The 19,750-nt window shown below is 39.9% G+C and carries 17 protein-coding genes; 4 read left to right on the plus strand and 13 right to left on the minus strand.

The annotated features are described in order from the left end of the window. Positions 1–105: 105 nt before the first annotated feature. The 8 genes from A994_RS02235 to A994_RS13675 all read right to left on the minus strand — a co-directional run bounded on the left by A994_RS02235 (position 106) and on the right by A994_RS13675 (position 9,447). On the minus strand, positions 106–1,197 hold the full coding sequence (locus A994_RS02235; RefSeq protein WP_004029636.1) for a formate--phosphoribosylaminoimidazolecarboxamide ligase: 1,092 nt from the start codon (positions 1,195–1,197) through the stop codon (positions 106–108). Between the two features lie 351 nt (positions 1,198–1,548). After that, the gene (locus tag A994_RS02240) at positions 1,549–2,073 is read right to left on the minus strand and encodes a carbonic anhydrase (RefSeq protein WP_048203999.1); all 525 of its coding nucleotides are present in this window, start codon (positions 2,071–2,073) and stop codon (positions 1,549–1,551) included. 114 nt (positions 2,074–2,187) lie between these two features. Then, entirely contained in the window at positions 2,188–3,387 is a 1,200-nt protein-coding gene (locus tag A994_RS02245; RefSeq protein ID WP_004029638.1) for a Coenzyme F420 hydrogenase/dehydrogenase, beta subunit C-terminal domain, read from the minus strand. A 4-nt stretch (positions 3,388–3,391) separates the two neighbouring features. Then, entirely contained in the window at positions 3,392–3,817 is a 426-nt protein-coding gene (locus A994_RS02250) for a hydrogenase iron-sulfur subunit (protein ID WP_048204000.1), read from the minus strand. Between the two features lie 371 nt (positions 3,818–4,188). Beyond that, the gene (locus tag A994_RS02255; protein ID WP_004029640.1) at positions 4,189–5,385 is read right to left on the minus strand and encodes a Coenzyme F420 hydrogenase/dehydrogenase, beta subunit C-terminal domain; all 1,197 of its coding nucleotides are present in this window, start codon (positions 5,383–5,385) and stop codon (positions 4,189–4,191) included. A 5-nt stretch (positions 5,386–5,390) separates the two neighbouring features. After that, positions 5,391–7,442, minus strand: coding sequence for a formate dehydrogenase subunit alpha (gene fdhF / locus A994_RS02260; RefSeq protein ID WP_004029641.1), 2,052 nt, complete (start codon positions 7,440–7,442; stop codon positions 5,391–5,393). Between the two features lie 281 nt (positions 7,443–7,723). Next, complete coding sequence (locus A994_RS02265) at positions 7,724–8,560, minus strand: formate/nitrite transporter family protein (RefSeq protein ID WP_004029642.1); 837 nt, start codon at positions 8,558–8,560, stop codon at positions 7,724–7,726. Between the two features lie 641 nt (positions 8,561–9,201). Beyond that, complete coding sequence (locus A994_RS13675; protein WP_004029643.1) at positions 9,202–9,447, minus strand: hypothetical protein; 246 nt, start codon at positions 9,445–9,447, stop codon at positions 9,202–9,204. 594 nt (positions 9,448–10,041) lie between these two features. On the opposite strand from A994_RS13675, the gene A994_RS02270 reads away from it, so the two are divergent. From A994_RS02270 to A994_RS02285, 4 genes are all read left to right on the plus strand, one after another. Further along, positions 10,042–10,437, plus strand: coding sequence for a zinc ribbon domain-containing protein (locus tag A994_RS02270; RefSeq protein ID WP_004029644.1), 396 nt, complete (start codon positions 10,042–10,044; stop codon positions 10,435–10,437). Between the two features lie 298 nt (positions 10,438–10,735). Further along, on the plus strand, positions 10,736–11,992 hold the full coding sequence (locus A994_RS02275) for a M20 metallopeptidase family protein (protein WP_004029645.1): 1,257 nt from the start codon (positions 10,736–10,738) through the stop codon (positions 11,990–11,992). 352 nt (positions 11,993–12,344) lie between these two features. Beyond that, entirely contained in the window at positions 12,345–12,845 is a 501-nt protein-coding gene (locus A994_RS02280) for a hypothetical protein (RefSeq protein WP_004029646.1), read from the plus strand. A gap of 117 nt (positions 12,846–12,962) precedes the next feature. Next, positions 12,963–13,430 carry a nucleoside deaminase gene (locus A994_RS02285; protein ID WP_004029647.1) on the plus strand — a complete coding sequence of 156 codons (468 nt, stop codon included), beginning with the start codon at positions 12,963–12,965 and terminating at the stop codon, positions 13,428–13,430. 170 nt (positions 13,431–13,600) lie between these two features. Here the strand turns inward: A994_RS02285 and A994_RS02290 are convergent, their stop codons facing one another. From A994_RS02290 to A994_RS02310, 5 genes are all read right to left on the minus strand, one after another. Then, complete coding sequence (locus A994_RS02290; RefSeq protein ID WP_004029648.1) at positions 13,601–14,812, minus strand: hypothetical protein; 1,212 nt, start codon at positions 14,810–14,812, stop codon at positions 13,601–13,603. A 42-nt stretch (positions 14,813–14,854) separates the two neighbouring features. Next, a complete protein-coding gene (locus A994_RS02295) occupies positions 14,855–15,373 on the minus strand; it encodes a UGSC family (seleno)protein (RefSeq protein ID WP_004029649.1) in 519 nt (172 codons plus the stop codon). A gap of 3 nt (positions 15,374–15,376) precedes the next feature. Continuing rightward, positions 15,377–16,954 carry a lysine--tRNA ligase gene (lysS, locus tag A994_RS02300; RefSeq protein ID WP_004029650.1) on the minus strand — a complete coding sequence of 526 codons (1,578 nt, stop codon included), beginning with the start codon at positions 16,952–16,954 and terminating at the stop codon, positions 15,377–15,379. Positions 16,955–17,047: 93 nt separating this feature from the next. Further along, on the minus strand, positions 17,048–18,346 hold the full coding sequence (gene thiC / locus A994_RS02305; RefSeq protein WP_004029653.1) for a phosphomethylpyrimidine synthase: 1,299 nt from the start codon (positions 18,344–18,346) through the stop codon (positions 17,048–17,050). Between the two features lie 353 nt (positions 18,347–18,699). Next, on the minus strand, positions 18,700–19,614 hold the full coding sequence (locus A994_RS02310; protein ID WP_004029655.1) for a carbohydrate kinase family protein: 915 nt from the start codon (positions 19,612–19,614) through the stop codon (positions 18,700–18,702). Positions 19,615–19,750: the final 136 nt, after the last annotated feature.

Here is a 19,750-nt window from a genome sequence, read left to right on the forward strand (position 1 = left end):
ATTTTTTTAATATTTCCGTAATGGATTGATATTTTTTATTATATTATTAAACGCGGAAGATTAAAACATGTTGAAAAAATAAAAAAATGGTGTGTTTAGAATAGATCAGGTTATGATCTCTTCTAAACGATTTTCTTTGATTCCATTCTTGATTTCTCTGGCCATTCTGCGGCCCATACTCATAGGTTCGCCATGTTTGAGGTAGCTGTAAGGAGATCCATCCATGAATGTATTGGTTCCTCCATCTGATCTGGCACTCATTTCAAAGACCACTACTTCCAGATTGTCGGTTACCAGAGTCTGCATACAGAATGGGCCGTTAAATCCTGGTGGTACCAGTTTTTTAGCTTTTTCAACGATTTTATCTCCTATGTCAAATACCTGTGGCAGTAGTGATTCTCTCATAACTACCGGGTGGTTACCAGTTATCACGTAGGATGGGCTGGTATTGATATCCAGCTGGTCTTTGGCAGGAACCCTGGTTAAGCCGTCAATGGTTGATTCGTATCTGCTGTCCATTCCCATTACTTCTACTTCATCGTTTAATCCAGAGTAGAAGTAATGGACACAGTAGTTACATCCTAATACGTATTCTTCGATGTGAGCATCTTTAATGTCTGTTTCTTCGATCCAGTTCCTTTGGATCATGGCGTCAATTTTTTGGTCGAATTCTTCTGGTGAACTGGCAACGAAGTATCCCTTTCCACCTCTTGCTCCAGGGAACTTCACCATCACGGTGCCCTCAATTTCACTGGGGTTATTTATTTTTTGGGGGATTCGGATTCCTGATTCAACCATAAGTTTCCTTTCTAAATCCCGTTCAGCTTCCCATCGTAATATGTCCCTGTTTCCAAACATGGGGACGTTAAAAATAGTTTCAATGTTGTCCAGCCCAGCATACGCCACAAAAGATCCGTGTGGGAATACTATGCTGTTCATATCCCTTAATTCCTGCTGAACTTCCTCATTAACTATGTCACTAAATTTATCAACAATGATGTATTCATCGGCACTATTGAACCGTTGGTAGGGAACTTCCCTCCCTTTTTCACAAACCACTGCCGTCCTGAATCCTTCCTTTTTCGCTCCCTGAAACATATGCAGGGACGAATGACTTCCTAAAGTTGCAATAGTTATGTCTTCCTTATCATACCCATCCAAAACGTCCAGAATCTTCTGCCGGTCTATTTTACTCATTTGCTAAATCCCTCCGCATGTTAATAAATATCTGGTTATTTTAACATGGCTTCTTTCTGATAGTTATCTTTTTCGTCTTGAATTTTTGTGTGATCCACAGCATTTTTAATAATAATTTTATATTTTATATCAAAATTTATCATGGGATTATTCTATTTGCCTTGCTGGTAAAATGAGAATAGTATAGGAGGGCTTTTGATAGTAAACTAATAATGGTTTATATTAATGGCTGATGAAAAGTATTTATTCTGTTTTTGCACTTACCTATCTAAAAAATAAATAATTATGTATATAATTTTGAGTTGGGGATTAATTGGATAACTAAAATAAAATTAAAATAAAAACAGTTGGTTATCCTTCAACTAAAACCTTCAATTTACCATCATAAAGGTCTATTATAAGTCCATGAATGGGGACATCGTCTGGAATAAATGGTGATTCCTTGATTTTTTCCACCACTACCATTACATTTTCCTCTTCACTGTCAATTGCCCCTATCCATTCTTTAAGATTAACTTCAGAAAGTGCTTTTTCATCCACACCCCTGGATTTCATGTTTGCTTCCAATTTTTCAGGGTCTACGTTTGCCATCCCGCACTCGTAATGTCCCACCACCATGACTTCCTCAGCACCAAGAGCGTATATTGCTGCTGCAACGGATCTTATGACATCCCTATCCACAGCGGCATTACCTGCGTTTTTGATTATTTTGGCATCACCTCGTTCAATCCCCATGGCAGGTTCTAAAAACCCGGTAAGACGGGTGTCCATACAAGTTACAATGGCCAGTTTCTTTTGGGGCATGTGGCTCATTTTTTTAGGTTCAAAATCCTTAACAAAATCTTCATTGGCTTTCAATACTTCATCAAGCATCATTTTTATCACCATAGATAAGCAATTATCAAGTCAGAGATTACTCTATCAGAGATTATCATCTAAATATCCTAAATTCTTCAAATAATCAAAGAAAAAATATTAGGGAGGTTATTTTTATTCCTCACTGGGTTCTTTGTTTATCACTGAAAGAGGGGGTTTTTGTTCCAGATCATATCCAGGGTGGTATTTAAAGACATCCTGTAATTCTACATTTATCTTATGGAAGATCCGGGCCAGCGGAATCTCAGCTGGGCATACTTCTTCGCACTGTCCACAGTTGGTACAGGAATCTACCATATGCAACATTCTCACAAAGTGGAACATTGGTGATGGGGGAATTTCTCCCTTAGGCACCCAGTTAACAGATTCGGACTCAATGGAACATTCTCTACAGAAACAGATCGGACAAGCTTCTCTGCAACCGTAACATTTAATACACTTGTCAAATTCATCCAGGTACTGATCCAAGTTCATTAACTCGTTACTTTCTTCAAAATGCCGGGTCTGCCATTTATTAGCTAGATTAACCATTGCTTTGTCAATTTTGTTGCGTATCTCAATACCTTTGGGGACAGGATCTGTCACCTTTAAGATGTTTGCTTTAATAGCTTTATCCAAGATTTCTGCACCTTTTTCAGAAAATACTTCTACGAATGTGGCTTTACCTGAATTTGGTCCGATTACTCCCCAGTTACCCATGGCTAGGTCTGCCATTTTTGGTATGTTGGTTTCACATCTTCGGCAGTTGGTTCTTCGCCCGTATCCTGCGTTTTCAAGTTCATCAATACTGATCTCTTGCTCCTCGTCATCTGCGGTTTCAATTACCAGGTTTCCTTTGGCAATTTCTTCTTTTACCACTGTGTCGGGGTTGATTTTGTAGAATTTTTCAATCATTTCACGTGCCTGAACTGGGGGTAAGGTTCCTCCACAGTTAATTCCAATCATTATCACATTATCTTGGTTTATCTGTTTCCTTTTCATAAGTTCCACAATGGTCATGGCGTCGCAGGGTTTGGTGGTGACGGCTATTTTCATCTCATTGGCACCATCAAGATATTTATGAAGGACTTTGGACATGTTCAGTGTTCCGCAGTGGAGGGATCCTGCTGATTCTATGACTTTTTCTGGGTCGGTTATCAGTGTGGGGACGGCATCGTATAGATCAGCACCTTTTTTAACGGCGAGAACTGCGTCTACTATGCATTCTTCCAGTAAAAATTTAAGAATGGATGTTACTGCTCCTCCACATTCTCCACTGGCTGCGATTTCTTCATCAGGGGATAAAGCATAATACATATCGTTTATTTGAACCATTGGATCACCCTATTTCTGCTTTATTTTTTCTCCAGGAGAATGGGCCAAGTTCTTTGACCTGATCACTTATCATCTTCATTGTTTTGGCAAATTTCTCACCCTCTGAAGCAGATATCCAGTCGAGATGGAATCTTCCTTCTTCAAAGCCAAGGGTTTTCATAACAGTTTTAAGGGCTGTTATGCGTCGGTCACACGCGAAGTTTCCTCTATCGTAGTGACAGTCTCCAAAGTGACATCCGGCGACCATTACTCCATCAGCCCCTTCATCAAATGCTTTCAAAACAAAAAGGGGATTTATTCTACCTGAACACATTACTCTGATTATGCGAACGTTTGGAGGATATTGCATCCTTGCTGTACCTGCAGTGTCTGCTCCACCATAGGAACACCAATTACAACAGAAAACTATTATTTTGGGGGTCCATTCCATATGAGCATCTCCTTTTTTTTTATGGTAATTATTTTTCATTATCCCAAATTATTCAATAATCATAAATTCCAAACTCATTATAAATTAATAACAAACCACATTTTGTATTCTCTTAGATTATAGTGGGGGGATGATGTTCTTACCTGACTCTAATTTTTTTTAAAATTCTGGTGATTTATTGAACGACTATTACTTAGGTCAGAATTAAAGAATTACAAAAGGGTTTGTTATATCTTGTAGCAAAGCTTCAAGATCGTGATATGTGACCTATCTGTGATCACTGTGACTTTTTGTATGATTTTGTGAACGTTAGGGTTTATTATTAAATATATAAAAAAGGTGGGATGTCCCCACCTTGAGTTTTTCACGGTTTATTTTCCAGGTGCTGGGAAATAAGACAGCGGTGGCATTTTATCATCCATTCCCCTGGTGAAACCATAGGTTTCCTGCATTTTGAGGTTGATTTCATGCCAGATTTTTGCCAGAGGTATTTCAGCTGGGCATACTTCCTCGCACTGTCCACAGTTAGTACAGGATTCTACCATGTGAATTAACCTTTCCATATGGAACATTGGTGATGGTGGGAGTTCTTTACTCAGCCAATCTGGACCATTATTAGACTCTAGACAGCAGTTTTCACAGTAACAGATTGGACAGGATTCCCTGCAACCGTAGCACTTGATACATTTGTCAAATTCATCCATGTACTGGGCCATAGTGGTAAATATTTCGCCTCTGGTTTCGTCGAAATCTTTGGCTTGCCATTTACCGGCTAATTTTGCCATGATCTTGTCGATGTTGGCTCGTATTTCAACACCCTTAGGTATTGGTTCCTGGGTGTTGAGAGCTCCGGATTCTATGGCTTTGTCAAGAGCATCGGCTCCTTTTTCGGAGAATACTTCTACAAAGGTTGCTTTGCCTGCCAATGGTCCGATTACTCCCCAGTTACCCAGTGCAAGATCAGCCATACTTGGTATGTTGATTTCACATCTTCGGCAGTTGGTTCTTCGACCGTATCCAGCGTTTTCCAGTTCGTCGATACTTATTTCCTGTTCTTCGTTGTCTTTGGTTTCAATGATCAATTTTCCTTTGGCAATTTCTTCTTTTACCACTTCATCTGGGTCAGTTTCGTAGAATTTTTCGATCATCTGTCGGGCTTTAACTGGAGGCATGGTTCCTCCGCAGTTAACCCCTACCATGAGAATGTTGTCGCCGTCCACTTCTTCCCGTTTAATCAATTCTACCAGAGTCATGGCGTCGCAGGGTTTGGTGGTGACGGCTATTTTCATGTCTTTGGCACCGTCCAAGTATTTTCCCACTATTTTTGCCATGTTTAGGGTTCCACAGTGGAGGGATCCTGCTGATTCTATGATTTTTTCTGGGTCGGTTATCAGTGTGGGTACAGCGTCATATAGATCTGAACCTTTTTTAACGGCAAGGACTGCATCAACTACGCCTTCTTCTAAAAGGAACTTTAAAATTGTGGTAACTGCCCCACCACATTCGCCGTTGGTAGCTATTTCATCGTCTGAACCCCATGCATAATACATATCGCCTATTTGAACCATTTGAATCACTCCAGTTTTTCAATGCTTGCAGCAGAAACTTTTAGTTCGGGCATCTTAGCGAATGGGTCCAGTGCATCACCACTGGTGAGCATGTTAGCAGCACATTCAGCGAAGTGGAATGGTATGAATACAGTTCCGGGGATGATGTCGGAAGTGACTTTGGCTGGCACTTCTATTTCGCCACGTCGGGTTTTAACTTTAACCATTTCTTTATTCTTAATACCGAGTTTAGCTGCGTCTTCTGGGTTAATTTCAACAAAACCAGTTGGAACTTCACGGTCCAGGGTAGTTGATCTTCGTGTCATACTGCCAGTGTGCCAGTGGAACAGCATACGTCCAGTGGTGAGTATGAATGGGTACTCATCATCCGGGTTTTCAGCTGGTGGTTTAAATTCGATGGCTTTGAATACTCCAAGACCATCAGGGGTCGCGAATTTTTCTGCGTGGAGTATGGGAGTTCCAGGGTGTTCTTCGTCAGGGCAAGGCCAATGTAGTGCTTCTGGTTTGGATAGTCTTTCCGGGTTCATACCAGCATACTGTGGAGTTACTGATCGCACTTCTTCAAAGATATCCTCTGCGCTGGTGAACTTGAACAGGTCTGATCCCATTCTGGTAGCTATGTCGGAAACTATTTCCCAGTCATCTCTTGTTTCACCGGGTCCGTCTACGGCTTTTCTAATGTACTGCACTCTTCTTTCGGTGCTGGTGAATGTTCCATCCTTTTCGGCCCATGAAAATGCAGGTAATACTACATCCGCTAGGGCAGCAGTTTCAGTTAAGAATATATCCTGTACCACTAAGAAATCCAGGTTGTTTAAAGCAGCTTCAACGTGTTGCTGGTCTGGGTCGGATATCATAGGGTTTTCACCCATAATGTACATGCCTGTAATATCACCATCGTGGGCTGCGTGCATCATTTCCACTACAGTAAGACCTGGTGCACATGATAAATCACCGCATCCCCATGATGTTTGCATTTTTTCTCCCAGTTCCTCGTTAATAACAGCCTGATATCCAGGGTATACTACTGGAAGTGCTCCCATATCACATGCTCCTTGCACATTGTTTTGACCTCGCAGAGGGTTAACTCCAGTACCAGGCCGACCAATGTTACCGGTTAGCATAGACAGGTTGGAAGTGGACATAACGTTCTCGGTACCAACTGTGTGTTGGGTTATACCCATTGAGAATAATAGGGCGGCACTGTCTGCTTTGGCGTACATTAGTGCGGCCTCTCGGATAAGATCAGCAGGAACTCCAGTTATTTTTTCAGCTTCTTCTGGCGGATATTTTTTAACCATTTCCTTAAGTTCTTCATATCCAGTAGTTCGGTTTTTCACAAACTCTTTATCTTCCAATCCTTCGGCAATAATCACATTCATCATGGAATTCAGTAAAGCCACGTCTGTACCGGATTGGAATGGTATGTAAAGGTCAGCTTGCTTGGCAGATGGTGTAAATCTGGGGTCTGCCACTATGATTTTTGCACCTTTTTCTTTGGCTTGTAATACCCTTCTCCACATTAGTGGGTGTTGTTCAAGGGTGTTGGTTCCAATTAGAAACACCACATCAGCATGAGCACAGCTTTCCAATGAGTTGGTCATGGCTCCTGATCCGAAGGTCTGGGCCAGTCCAGCAACTGAAGGACCGTGACACAGTCTTGCACAGTGGTCTACGTTGTTGGTTCCAACTACGGTTCGCACAAACTTCTGGAACGCGTAATTATCTTCGTTTGTACATCTGGCTGAAGATAGGAAAGCCAACTGTTCAGCATTTGCTTCTTTCATTTCAGTTAATTTGGATGCAACCAGATCAAGTGCTTCATCCCATGTTGCTTCAACAAATTCCCCACCTTTTTTAATTAAAGGGGTGGTTAACCTGTCTTCTCGGTGGACAAACTCGTAAGAAAAGTTACCCTTCGGACATAGTTTTCCTTCATTCACTGGGTTTCTTTTCCATGGTTCCACACCTTTTAGTTTGCCATTGACACTTACCAGGTTAAATCCACATCCACATCCACAGTAGGGACATGTGGTTGGTGTGTATTGAATATTCATTTTCTTCCTCCTCTCATCATATGAAAATATGATGTAACAATAACTTCCTTTCCTTTTCAATAACTTCCTTTCTTTTAAAAATCATGAATATTCATGATGGTTACTGCTGATTTTAACTTATTTCTAGTGATATCACTGAGTAATCTTTGTTTGCTATATGATCATTCATGATAGATTTTGGAATTTGGACAATCCCTTCTTTTTTCTAAAAATATATAAAAAAAGAAAAAAATGGAAAAGATTCCACAAATGCCATTTTGGTATGCAGCTACTTTCCCTAATTAGGCTTTACTTGTACCCCTTAGGTAGGTAAACCAGTAGATACATGCTACAAATATTGCTCCACCAACGATGTTACCGAGAGTAGCAGGGACCATGTTGTTGATGAACATCTGTGACCAGCTTACTCCACCTATGAATATTCCTACAGGTATAAAGAACATATTTGCAACTACGTGCTCAAATCCAATAGTTACGAAAGCCATTATTGGGAACCATATTCCAAATATTTTACCAATAATATCATCTGAGGCAATAGCTAAGTAAACTGCAAGACATACCAGCCAGTTACATCCAATTGCTCTTAAAAACACCTGTGTCCATGTTAAGGATGTAACGGTTTTACCTGCTGCTACAAATTGTGCTCCTCCAAGAGCTTTGGTTTTAGCGATGGTAACTGCAGTTGCTGCCCAAGGATCTGCGGTTAAAATACCGGTGAGGTATGCTAGGAAGTATGCAACAAATAATGCTCCAACCAGGTTGAAAACCCAGCTTCCTACCCAGTTACGGATAAGTCCTAACCAGCTTGCTTTTCCCTCTAATATTCCAAGGGGCATGTACATGTTGTTACCAGTAAATAGCTCAGAACCGGCTATAACAACCAGCATCAGTCCCACTGGGAACACTCCACCAAAGACGAATTTTACTAATCCTGTAGGGTAACCCGCAGCAGCCATACCTCCAGTTGCAACTTCTGCTAGAAGCCCTCCAAATGCAATGTAAGCCCCTGCTAAAAAACTCAAAACAATCAAATTACTCAATGAGGCTTTTTCTTTCAGCTCTGCAATACCAACACAAGCTTTGGCGGTATCTGCAGGTGATTTAAACGACGATGCCATATATATTCAACCTCCTTTTAATAAACCTATTTATTCAAACGATTACTTCAAATCGACTATTCTATTTATCCAAAGATATCATGATAAATGGATGGATTTGTGATCAATTTTCTCAAATTATACATGATTGTTCTATGGGGTTTGGAAAAATTTCAAGATTCATCATTGTTTTTGAGTGAATTGATACCAATCTTCCATGAATGTTCATGATATATGGGATATACGAAGTCTGATTATGGGTAATATAAAGTTTTGTTAATGAGATAATTTCGAAAGACTTATATCCGTTATGCAATTATTTGCATTTCAATTTATTAAACAATGAATATGGTGAACTAGAACACGAATTAACTAATTAAGTGTCTTATTTGAATTATTTAAACGATTTTTAAGACTTATTTATAGATTTTAAAAATAAAAAAAGTTCATGAATGTTCCATTTTCACGGGTAATATAAATTTTTGTTAATGAGATAATTTCAAAGGAATTATGTCCTTTAAACAGTTAGATGCACTTAATAGGAGGAATTAAGATACCCGAGTGAATTAAAACTAGAATTAACTGATTAATAACCTTTATAAGATAATTCGAACCTTCTAAAAATTTAAAAAAAATATAATTAGATTATCAAGATTACTGTATTATTTTTTGCCCCTTATTTGTTCTTGTATTTCTTTTTCGATTTCTGCTTGGACTTTTCCCCTTATTTGTTCTTGTATTTCTTTTTCGATTTCTGCTTGGACTTTTCCCCTTATTTGTTCTTGTATTTCTTTTTCGATTTCTATATCTGGTTTTCCTTTTATTTGTTCTTGTATTTCTTTTTCGATTTCTGCTTGGACTTTTCCCCTTATTTGTTCTTGCATTTCTTTTTCAAGTTCTTTAGACATTTGACCACCTGGCCATTTTAAAGTTTTTTCATTATTATCCTTAATATAATAATAAAATTACATTAAAAATATATAAAGATTTTTATTTCCTTTTTTTCTTATAAATCGTCCATAGAATTATTAAATAAATAAATAAAGAGTTATCAGTCCTTTTCAAACTTAGTAAAATGCCCTTTTTTATAATTAAAAATGTATGTAGAATTATGTAGGTTTCCAATTTTGCAGTGTCATTAATTTCTTGTAAATTAAAAATATTAATTATTTTTTTGATTAAGCCTTAATATAATGTTTTTATTATATTTAGGGCAATTTTGACTACTTAAAGATTGATTTGTCTGCTAAAATTCATAATATAAAAAGAATAATAAGAATCCTCAATGGATTGATAATGGATCTTCAATGATTTTTTATGTTCGTAAGTTTTATAAGTTCTTATTTTATAACAACATAACATCAAGATGAATATTGTCATTACAATTCTTAAAATAAATTAAATAACAGGTAAGCTTGATCTAAAAAAAGTTTTTTCAAGGTCAATGACTTTCCATAATTGTTAACGTTAATAAAAATATTAATGAGATTTTAGGTGATATCTTGGTATCCACAATTATCTGCCCACGATGCAAAACAAAAAACAGCAAAAAAGCTGAATTCTGTTACAACTGTAAAAATCCTTTAAAGCCGGGTAAAACATCTAATAAAAAAAATCCCCTGAGTTTAAACCCTAAATCCCGATTTGACTTTAGAATTATTGTAACTGGACTAATTTTATTTGTTTTATGTAATATTGTCCTGCTGTTTATTTCTGGCGATTATGCAATGCTTATCTCAGGATTTGCTTTAATGTTGTTTTTATATGTTATTTTCAAACGATTCATGGAAATTGACGATTCTGTAACTTTAAAAAGTTTAGGATTCAAGATAATTCTATATTATCTTGTAATTGTTGCTCTAGGGGCTATATTGCTGCTTGCATTCCATTTATATTAGACTTAAACGTTAGGGGTAGGAAGGGCCTTAATTATGCCTTAACTGCCTGATATGATATTTTTTTAAATCTAACTCTTTTTTCACATTATATCTTTAAAAATCAAGAGATCTGTGAGATTGCCCACATTCAACCTTCGATTCACTGCATTTTTTTTAGTTATGACTTAAAAAAAATAGTAAATGATCATTAGAGGTAATATGTTAATTCCACAAAAAGTAAATTCCACGAACAATATATTAAAATTTTCCACAAACAATATAATTGAATTTAACTTCTGTTTGTTTAAAAGTGGTGGTTATGACTTCTGTGGATTTTTATAAGGACATAGATCAACTGGGTAGTGATTTTGCATCCTGTCAGATCAAAATTTTCCGCTGGCTACACCAACATCCTGAACTGGCTTACCAGGAATTTGAAACCAGCCAGTACATCCTGAAACACCTGGAAAAACTCCCTGAACTGGAAATACATTCCATTGCCAGGACTGGGATAAAGGCGGTTCTTCGAGGGGGGAAATCGGGCGCCACAGTTGCTATCCGAGCGGATATAGATGCCCTCCCCATACAGGAAGAAACTGACCTTGAATATGCATCTCGTGTAAAAACAGATTATAATGGTCAGGAAACAGGCGTGGCCCATGCATGTGGTCATGATGCCAGTACTGCAGCGGCTATAGGCACTGCCACAGTTTTAAGTCAACTCAAATCTGAATTACATGGAAATGTGGTTTTCTTATTCCAACCCGCTGAAGAAGGTGCACCTAATGGTGCTGATGGTGGAGCTCTGCGCATGATTGGTGAAGGCGCCCTGCAGGATCCGGAAGTTCAGGCTATATTTGGATTCCATGCCAACAGCACCTGCTACCCTGGTCAGGTCATGATCAGGGAGGGACCCACCCATGCCAGCCAGGACAGTATATTCATACGTATATGGGGAGAACAGGCCCACGGATCTCAGCCATGGAGTGGTAAAGACCCTATTGTTGCCGGAGCATCCCTTATAAATTCCCTTCAAACCCTAATCAGCCGTGAAGTGGACCTGCAGAAGGGAGCAGCAGTCATCACCGTGGGATACTTCTGGGGAGGGATCAAAGTGAACATCATCCCCGAAGGGGCTGAAATGGGATTAACTGTTCGTTCACTAGATAAGGATAACAGGGAAATTCTTATAACTCGTATTAAAGAGTTAGCAGAGATGAAGGCAGAAATGCACGGTTGCCAGGCTGAAGTGATATACGGTCAGCACTACCCCATGAACATCAACAACCTTGAACTGTACCATGCAATGCTCCCAACGGTGGAAAGAGTTGCGCGGGCAAAAAATGTCCTTTATTATCTTTCATCCACAAAATCAGAAGATTTTTCCCATTTTTCTCGTGAAATTCCCGGATTATACATGTATTATGGTGTTGCTCCCTGTGAACTGCCCCTATCTGAAGCCAAACCCACTCATCATCCAGGATTCATGGTTGACACAACTGCTCTGAAGTTTGCAACCCGTCTGGAGTGTAATTTAATCTATGACAGTTTGAAAATGCTTAATAATGATTTTTGATACCTTACTTTAAAACGCTTAATAATGATTTTCGATACTTTACTTAATTTTAGGGAATTTTTTTAGGATTTTCACGGATAACACTACTCTGCACTGATAAACATTTAATTATGCATGGATAATCACTAACTTTTGGTGGATAAACACTAAAAATATATTAATCGAACTTCAAACTAATAAATTCTGATTATTATAGGTTTTAAACTTATTTGATTGGATTATTGATGTTCTTTTAGTTATTAAGTATTTTTTTGTTCTCTTTAGCTCCTTTTAAAGTTTAGGGATTACCACTAATTTAAATAGAAAGTAATTACATACTAATAATGATAATTATAATTTGTAAGGTGGTTGAATGAAAAGGTTGATCTACATTTTGGCAGTTGTTTTAGTGGTGGTAATGGCTTCTGGTTGTACCAGTGACGAATGGGCGTCGAACAAAACATACTCTGGCAACGGGATAACTTTCACCTATCCTGGTACATGGGGTGAAAATGCAACAAAAACTGTAACTGTTCCAGCTGGTTCCAATAGTCTTGCAGCAGTTGGAAGCAATGATGAAGGTTTTGCTGTTGGAAGTATAACTGCTTCTGGATTGGATACGGCAAGTATTCAGAATGTACTAAATCAACTGGTACAGGAATATCAGACTCAAGGGTACGGTGACAGTAAATCAATAAGCGTGGATGGATCCACTGCAACTATGCTCACAACAACCAGCAAAGACTCCTCTGGTTACTATACTACCATTGCTTTCTGGGTGAAAAATAACAGTCTCTACTATGCTGCGTATGTATCTTCAACTAATAGTACTCAAAACATGGAAAAGATACTTGGTAGCCTCAAAACAACCTAAAACGTTCTAAAGATAATTGTAAACATCAAAAGACATTGAAACAACGAATTCATTTAATTTCTTTTTTTATTTTTTTATTTATTAGTTGAATTACACTATATTGTATAGGAGAATCTCATGGGATCAGATGATTATCGTTTCATGGCTGAAGCAATTAATGAAGCTAAAAAAAGCCTTAAAGAGGGAGGAATTCCCATAGGCGCGGTGCTGGTTGAAGAGGGGAAAGTGGTGGGTCGTGGCCACAACCGATTACTTCAAAATAATTCAACTATTCTCCATGGGGAGATGGACTGCATTGAAAATGCAGGACGCCTCAAAGGGGAGAATTATCAAAAATCCACTCTTTACACTACCTTATCTCCGTGTACCATGTGTTCAGGGGCAATCATCTTATACAATATCCATCGAGTGGTTATTGGAGAAAACACCACACTAATTGGTCCTGAAGAACTATTAATGGAAAATGGGGTGGAAGTTAAAGTTATGGGTATTGATGAGTGCAGGGAAATTTTAGAAAAATATATTGAAGAAAATCCCCAGACATGGGAATCAGAATTAGAACGAGTAGGTTATCATACGGATTAAATTAATAAAACCCGGATTAATAATGAATAAAACTTGATTTAATCTCTTTTATCTCTGTTTTCAAAGAGATTAGTTTTTGAAAAAATAGATTGAATAATCTATATTAAAAGTTAATTCCTAAAAGTTATTTCTCAACAATTTCCTAAAATAACTCCAATCTACTTTAAAATCTATTTTATTTTAAAATCTTCCACAGATCTGACTGTTGTGCCATCTTTTAGAGATAGGGGTCTGGTTACAGACAGAGATCCATTTCCAAAGCCGTGGCTGATCATGGTATGTCTACCAGGTCCCCCTGCCACCAGTAAAATAACATCGGAGGGTGAGCGGGTTATACGAACATCCCCGTCAATAATCCATTCATCATCCAGTTTCCGACCACCACGATCACCTAAAACAGCATTTAACAGTGTGTTTTCATGGATATAATTCTTAACATCTTCTTTTTCCCAACCATCCCTGCTGATGGTTGTTGCGTGCTCTGGACTCATAATCACTAATAGTTCACCTGGCACGTGGCTGTTGTTACAACCGGCAGTGGCTGCAGTGTGAACTATGGTATCCAGAAGATCTTCTGCGGTCTGGCTGCGATGATCATTGACGTTGTGTGGGGCTTCAGCAGCCATTACCGTGACTGTACTTTCATCATTCAAGTAACCGTTTTCCACCTGGAAAGGGTCCCAGGGGGTTTCTTCCTCATTTTCCGCAAAACAGTAACTGTACTTGGCTGGTGAACCATGGGTGGCATGGTCACCCACTCCAGGGATTGCCCCGGCAAGGTTAATAAGACACAAACGGAGTGCACGGCCAATGGTAGCATTAGTCATGTTACCTGGTCCCAGGCACCCTGTACCAGAGTTTAAATCTAATTCATGGGATAATGGCCCGTTTACAATGGTGCAGATGGATACAGGATGAGTGGTGGCGTTAACTCCGGCGAGGTTGAATTTATCCTGAGAAATGGCCTGGATAATGTGTTCTGTGACTGGTTGAAATTGAGGCAGGCAACCAGCCATAACTGAGTTAATGGCGATTTTTTCAGGAGTGGCCTGTCCCATTTTAGGGGGTAGAACCGCCAGAATATCATTAGGGTCATGTGAACTGTACCTCAGGAAACGATTTACCTTCTCCCTGGTGGGGGGAATGATTGGAAGACCATCGGTCAGGCGGCGCTGGTAAAAATCGGCACTGACTTTTTGAGGATCCGGATCAACAAAGAACTCCATATCTGATGGACTGGCACTGCAAAGACGATTTTCATCTTTAATCTCCTTTGGGGCCATGTTTTTGTCATTTTCCAATATTTCATCATTTTCCAGGATTTCATCAATAAGGCAGCCACAGGCTTGGTCGTTAACTTTTATTTTATCTTTTTTGGCCATGGTTATCTAACACATTTAGTGGTTTAAGGTATTTTCAGAGCATCATGGTATTTGCAGTAAATATAAGAAAGATGGAATCAGTTTCCTGGTTTTTTCTTCCACTTCTTCCTTAGAAAGCCCGGCTATGGGATGTTCAATTTCTAAAATTCTTAATTCATTCATTCCATGGGATTTGGCCAGTTCATGGGCGAATGGTGCAAAATGTGTTGAACAGATGGAAATGGTGGGTATTCCCATTTTTTCCAGGCGGATGGCATCCAGTATAACCCAGCTGGTGCAGGAACCACAGTCCCCTAAGGCAAGTATTGCAAGTTCTCCAGATGAAGCTTTATCAATCTGTTTTTGGGTAGCAGGGGCGCCAGCTGGTTTTTTAACCTTTATTAATTCTCGGTTTCCCATGGACTTTCTTAAAATGTCCAGTATAATCTCTGCACCGGGTTTGGTGTTATTGATTATGGAAACTTTTTCAAAGTCCTCTGGCAGGGGGTTTACCTTTAATTTATCGGCTTGAACCACTCCCACTGGATCCAGGACCTCCCGTTCAACCAGCTGAACTTTCAATTATTAAGCCTCCCTGCGGAACCTCTTGATAACAAAGTCTTTGTCAAGGGATAACACGAATGAAGCTGCCCTCGGTCCCTGTTTTTTACCAATTATGGTCTTGTAAATTGCCTGAAATGCCTTGGGCGGTTTTAGTCCCAGTTCATTTATTATGGTGTACATTCCATCATGGAGTTCCTGTGAAGAGGTGTAATCATTGTTTTCCAGGAGGTCTGCTACCTGTAACAGGAAAGTATCCTGATTTTCGTTTAACTGTACATCGGGTAATGTTTTCTGGACACTGAATTTAACAAATTCAGGTGCATATTTTCCAAGCCAGTTTTCCACATTTTCTAAACGTGATCCCAGCCTGGTCTTGGCATCTTCATCCAGATCAGAGTATTCTTTACCTTCCATATCTGCATTCAACTGGGAATTCCGTTTGAGTATTGCGAAGATCTTCTCGGGATCATCGGTTATCTGCCTGGCTACAGTGAGGAAACGATAGGATGTCTGGAAGGGCATAGATTCAGAAGTGTTGATCTGGGACACTTCATAGATTTTCCCCAGTTTCTCCATTTCCTTCTCCGAAGCAGCCTCTTCAGCACCGTAGTAGATCCTTTCCACCCGGTCATACTGGTCAATGAAATCCAGGAAAGACATTCCAGGGTCAAAATCCTTATGTTTAAGGGGTTTACTACGGAATAAAAAGTAATTCAAGGTTTCAGGGGCCCCTATTTCCAGCCACTGTCCTGGAGTGAAGAAGACTCCATGGGACTTACTCATGGCCTCACCTTTAAGGGTGATCCACTCATAGGGCACGGGATATGGTGCTCTGTAATCGAATATCTCCTGGGATATGACTTTACTCACATCATATGACCCCCCACTGGCGGCATGATCCTTTCCAAATGGTTCACAGGTCACACCGAAGATCTTCCAACGGGCAGCCCATTCCACACGCCAGGTGAGCTTCCCCTCACCCGATTTGATGTTCATTTCACCCTCATGCCCGCACTGGCACCGGTAGAAAACAGTGTCTCCCTGGTAATCGTAGGCAGTGGTAGTGTTCACCCGGCCACACTCGGTACAAATGGGATTGTAGGGCAACCAGTCCTCAGCCAGAGGATGTTCCCGGTACTGGTTGAATATTTCCCTGATCTTAGGGGCTCTTTCCAGTGATTTTTTAATATAATCGTTGTAAACTCCATCCTGGTACATTTTAAACCCTGAATAGGTTTCCAGTTCTATTCCAAATACTGGTAAGGTTTCCAGGAATGGTTTTTGGAAGTGTTCAACGAAGTTCTCGCAGCAACCCTCAGGACAGGGGATCTGGGAGTAAGGAATTCCTAGGTACTTCTCGTATGATTCTGGGAGGGGGTAGGGAACCTTTCTAAGGGGGTCGTGGTCATCGGCAATCCAGATGGTCTTGGAGTCTTCGCCCAGTTTTTGCAGGGATTTACCCACTGCATTGGCTATGAAAACGTCACAGGAATTTCCAATATGTATAGAGCCAGATATGGATGTTCCGCTGGCTACAACGTGTTTTTCAACGTCCCAGTTAGTCAGATCAGATGCAATTCGTTCAGTCCAGTGTTTCAAGTAATTCACCTTCTAAAAATAAAAAATTATGGTTAATATTTAAAATGAATAAAAAATGGGGGGATGAATTTATTTCCTTTTATTCGAATTTTCTTATTCGAATACTTCAGTTGGGGCTTCATCCAGCCATTCATTCACGATTTTAATAGCACAGTAGCTTCCGCACATGGTACAGGTGTCCGGGTCTTCTGGTGGCCTGGCATCTCTTATTGCCCTGGCATCAGAAGGACAGATAGCGGCATTGTACTGGGCTTCCCAGTTAAGTTTTTTCCTGGCGTTAGCCATTTCCAGGTCCTTTTCACCGTTGTGTATTCCCTTGGCCATGTCCCCAACGTATGCTCCGATACGGCTGGCTATAACTCCCATTTTCACGTCTTCTGGTCCGGGGAGTGCCAGGTGCTCGGCAGGGGTAACGTAACAGATGAAATCTGCTCCGGCAGCCGCAGACTGGGATGCTCCTATGGATGAGACTATGTGGTCGTATGCTGGTGCAATATCAGTTACAATAGGTCCTAACATGTAAAATGGAGCTTGACGGCACAGTTTTTTCTGGATAACCACGTTGGCTTTAATTTCATTTAATGGTATGTGACCAGGGCCTTCCACAATGGTCTGTACACCTGCTTCCCTTGCCCGGTCTATTAATTCACCGAGGATGATGAGTTCCTGCACTCCAGCTCGATCTGTGGAATCTGCAATGGCTCCTGCTCTCATGGCGTTGGCCATGGACATACAAAAGTCGTATTCCTTGGCGATTTCCAGGATGTAATCAAAGTTCTTATATAGTGGGTTTTCCACTTCGTTTTCCACCATCCAGGCAGATACCAGTGCTCCACCACGGCTCACCAGTCCACCTTCACGTCCCTGACGTTTGAGACGTTTGAGGGTTTCCATGTTCACACTGCAGTGAATGGCCATGAAGTCGATACCATCTTTTGCCTGTTTTTCAATGGCCTTGAACATGACATCTTCGTCCATGTAGATGGCTGCACCCTTTTTGCGGATGGTTTCGAATGCTGCCTGGTATACAGGCACACTTCCCACCGGTATGTCGGATACTTTCAGTATTCTTCTCCTGATCTCATCCAGGTCTCCACCCACAGAAAGTTCCATTAAAGTATCAGCGTTATTAGCAATAGCAATTTTGGCCTTTTCTTCTTCCATGTCAAAGTCACAGATATCAGTGGAAGTTCCAATGGTAGCGTTGACTTTGGTTCGGAGACCGGCTCCAATACCAACAGCTTTCACTTCTCTTCCTTTGTTACTGGGAATGGCAATGGTACCATTAGCTACAGATTTTCGGATGAATTCAGCGTCAACATTTTCATTTTCTGCGACGGATTTCATTTCGTCGGTTATTATCCCTTTTCTTGCGTCGTCCATTTGTGTCATAGAATCACCGTGTTAGGTTCAACATTGTAAACGTACTTTAGCTATGGGCTTTCACAAATCGCAAGAAGCCCCTAGCAACTGATTAATGTTAATCTTAATTTGATTTCTATGTTCCCTATAAAAATAGATATGGTTTTTTAGCCTATGATTTGGTATATATTCTAAAGGCCAACTGGAAGTTAATACTAAAATCCGGGAATAGGAATATTATACTAATTTTTTATACTAATTTTAAAACACTAAATATTATACTAATTTTGAAGCATTAAAAATTGTGGAGGTTATCTGGATTAGTAGATTTTCTATTAATTCCTGATTGTTTTATCCTCCAAATTATTATAAAAAATTCAGGGTTATTCTAAAGAGTTTCCCATTCTTTCTTTAGCCATTTCAAGGGTTGGAATATTAGTCTGGCATCCTTCTGCTTCTACAATGAATGAAGACACAGCTGAAGCCAGTTTACCACAGTATTCTAATGGTTCTCCTTCCAGGTATGGTTTCAGGAATCCTGCCCTGTAAGAGTCCCCAGCACCGGTGGGGTCAGTGGGGTCCCGTTCTATGGCATCAATCTGGATCTTTTCATCAGAGTAGATAACGCTACCATTTCTGCCCCTGGTTTCCACTACAATGGAAGGACCGTAATCTCTTAACTGGTCAATGTTCATATTGATGCTTTCCAAGATGCGTCCGATTTCATGATGGTTTCCAAAGAGAATATCACATATTTTCAGAACATCCAGCAGATCCTGGGGTGAGTACATGTGCAGGTCCTGTCCTGGATCGAAAGAGATGATTTTATCACTTTCACGGGCGAATTCACCGCACCGGCAGTTGAAGGTGGGGTCTCCGGTTGCCAAATGCACTGCCTGAACATTCATGATGGCATCCTCAGGGACAGGGGATTCTTTAAACCTGCTGGCAGCTCCCCAGTAAAAGTAAAATATCTGGTCATCGTTGGTATCAGTTAAAACGAATGCAGTGGGTGTTTTATCTTCCCCAACAATTATCATGTCATCGAGGTTGATCTGGAGGTTTTCTAAATGATTTTGATAGTCTGATCCTGGAAAGTCTCCTCCCACTGCAGACACCAGGGATGATTCTAAACCCAGCGTGGATGCAACCACGGCCACATTGGCAGCAGCACCCCCATGGAAGGTACGCATATTGTTAATGGTAGTAGCGGAGTTAGGTAGTGGGAATTCGTTAACCTGAATTATGTAATCAAGTGCAGTGTGTCCAATGGCCAGTAAATCTCTTTCTTTCCTCAATCAATCACCTGCCTTATTTCTATTTTGAGATTATTTAAAAATAACCCTTTGAAATAATAATTTTAACCAGATTTAGTTATATAGAAAAATCACAAACCCCTAAAGGATTATACTATTTTAACTCTCAAATAGAGTG

Source organism: Methanobacterium formicicum DSM 3637, from assembly GCF_000302455.1.
GTDB classification, from domain to species: Archaea; Methanobacteriota; Methanobacteria; order Methanobacteriales; family Methanobacteriaceae; genus Methanobacterium; species Methanobacterium formicicum_A.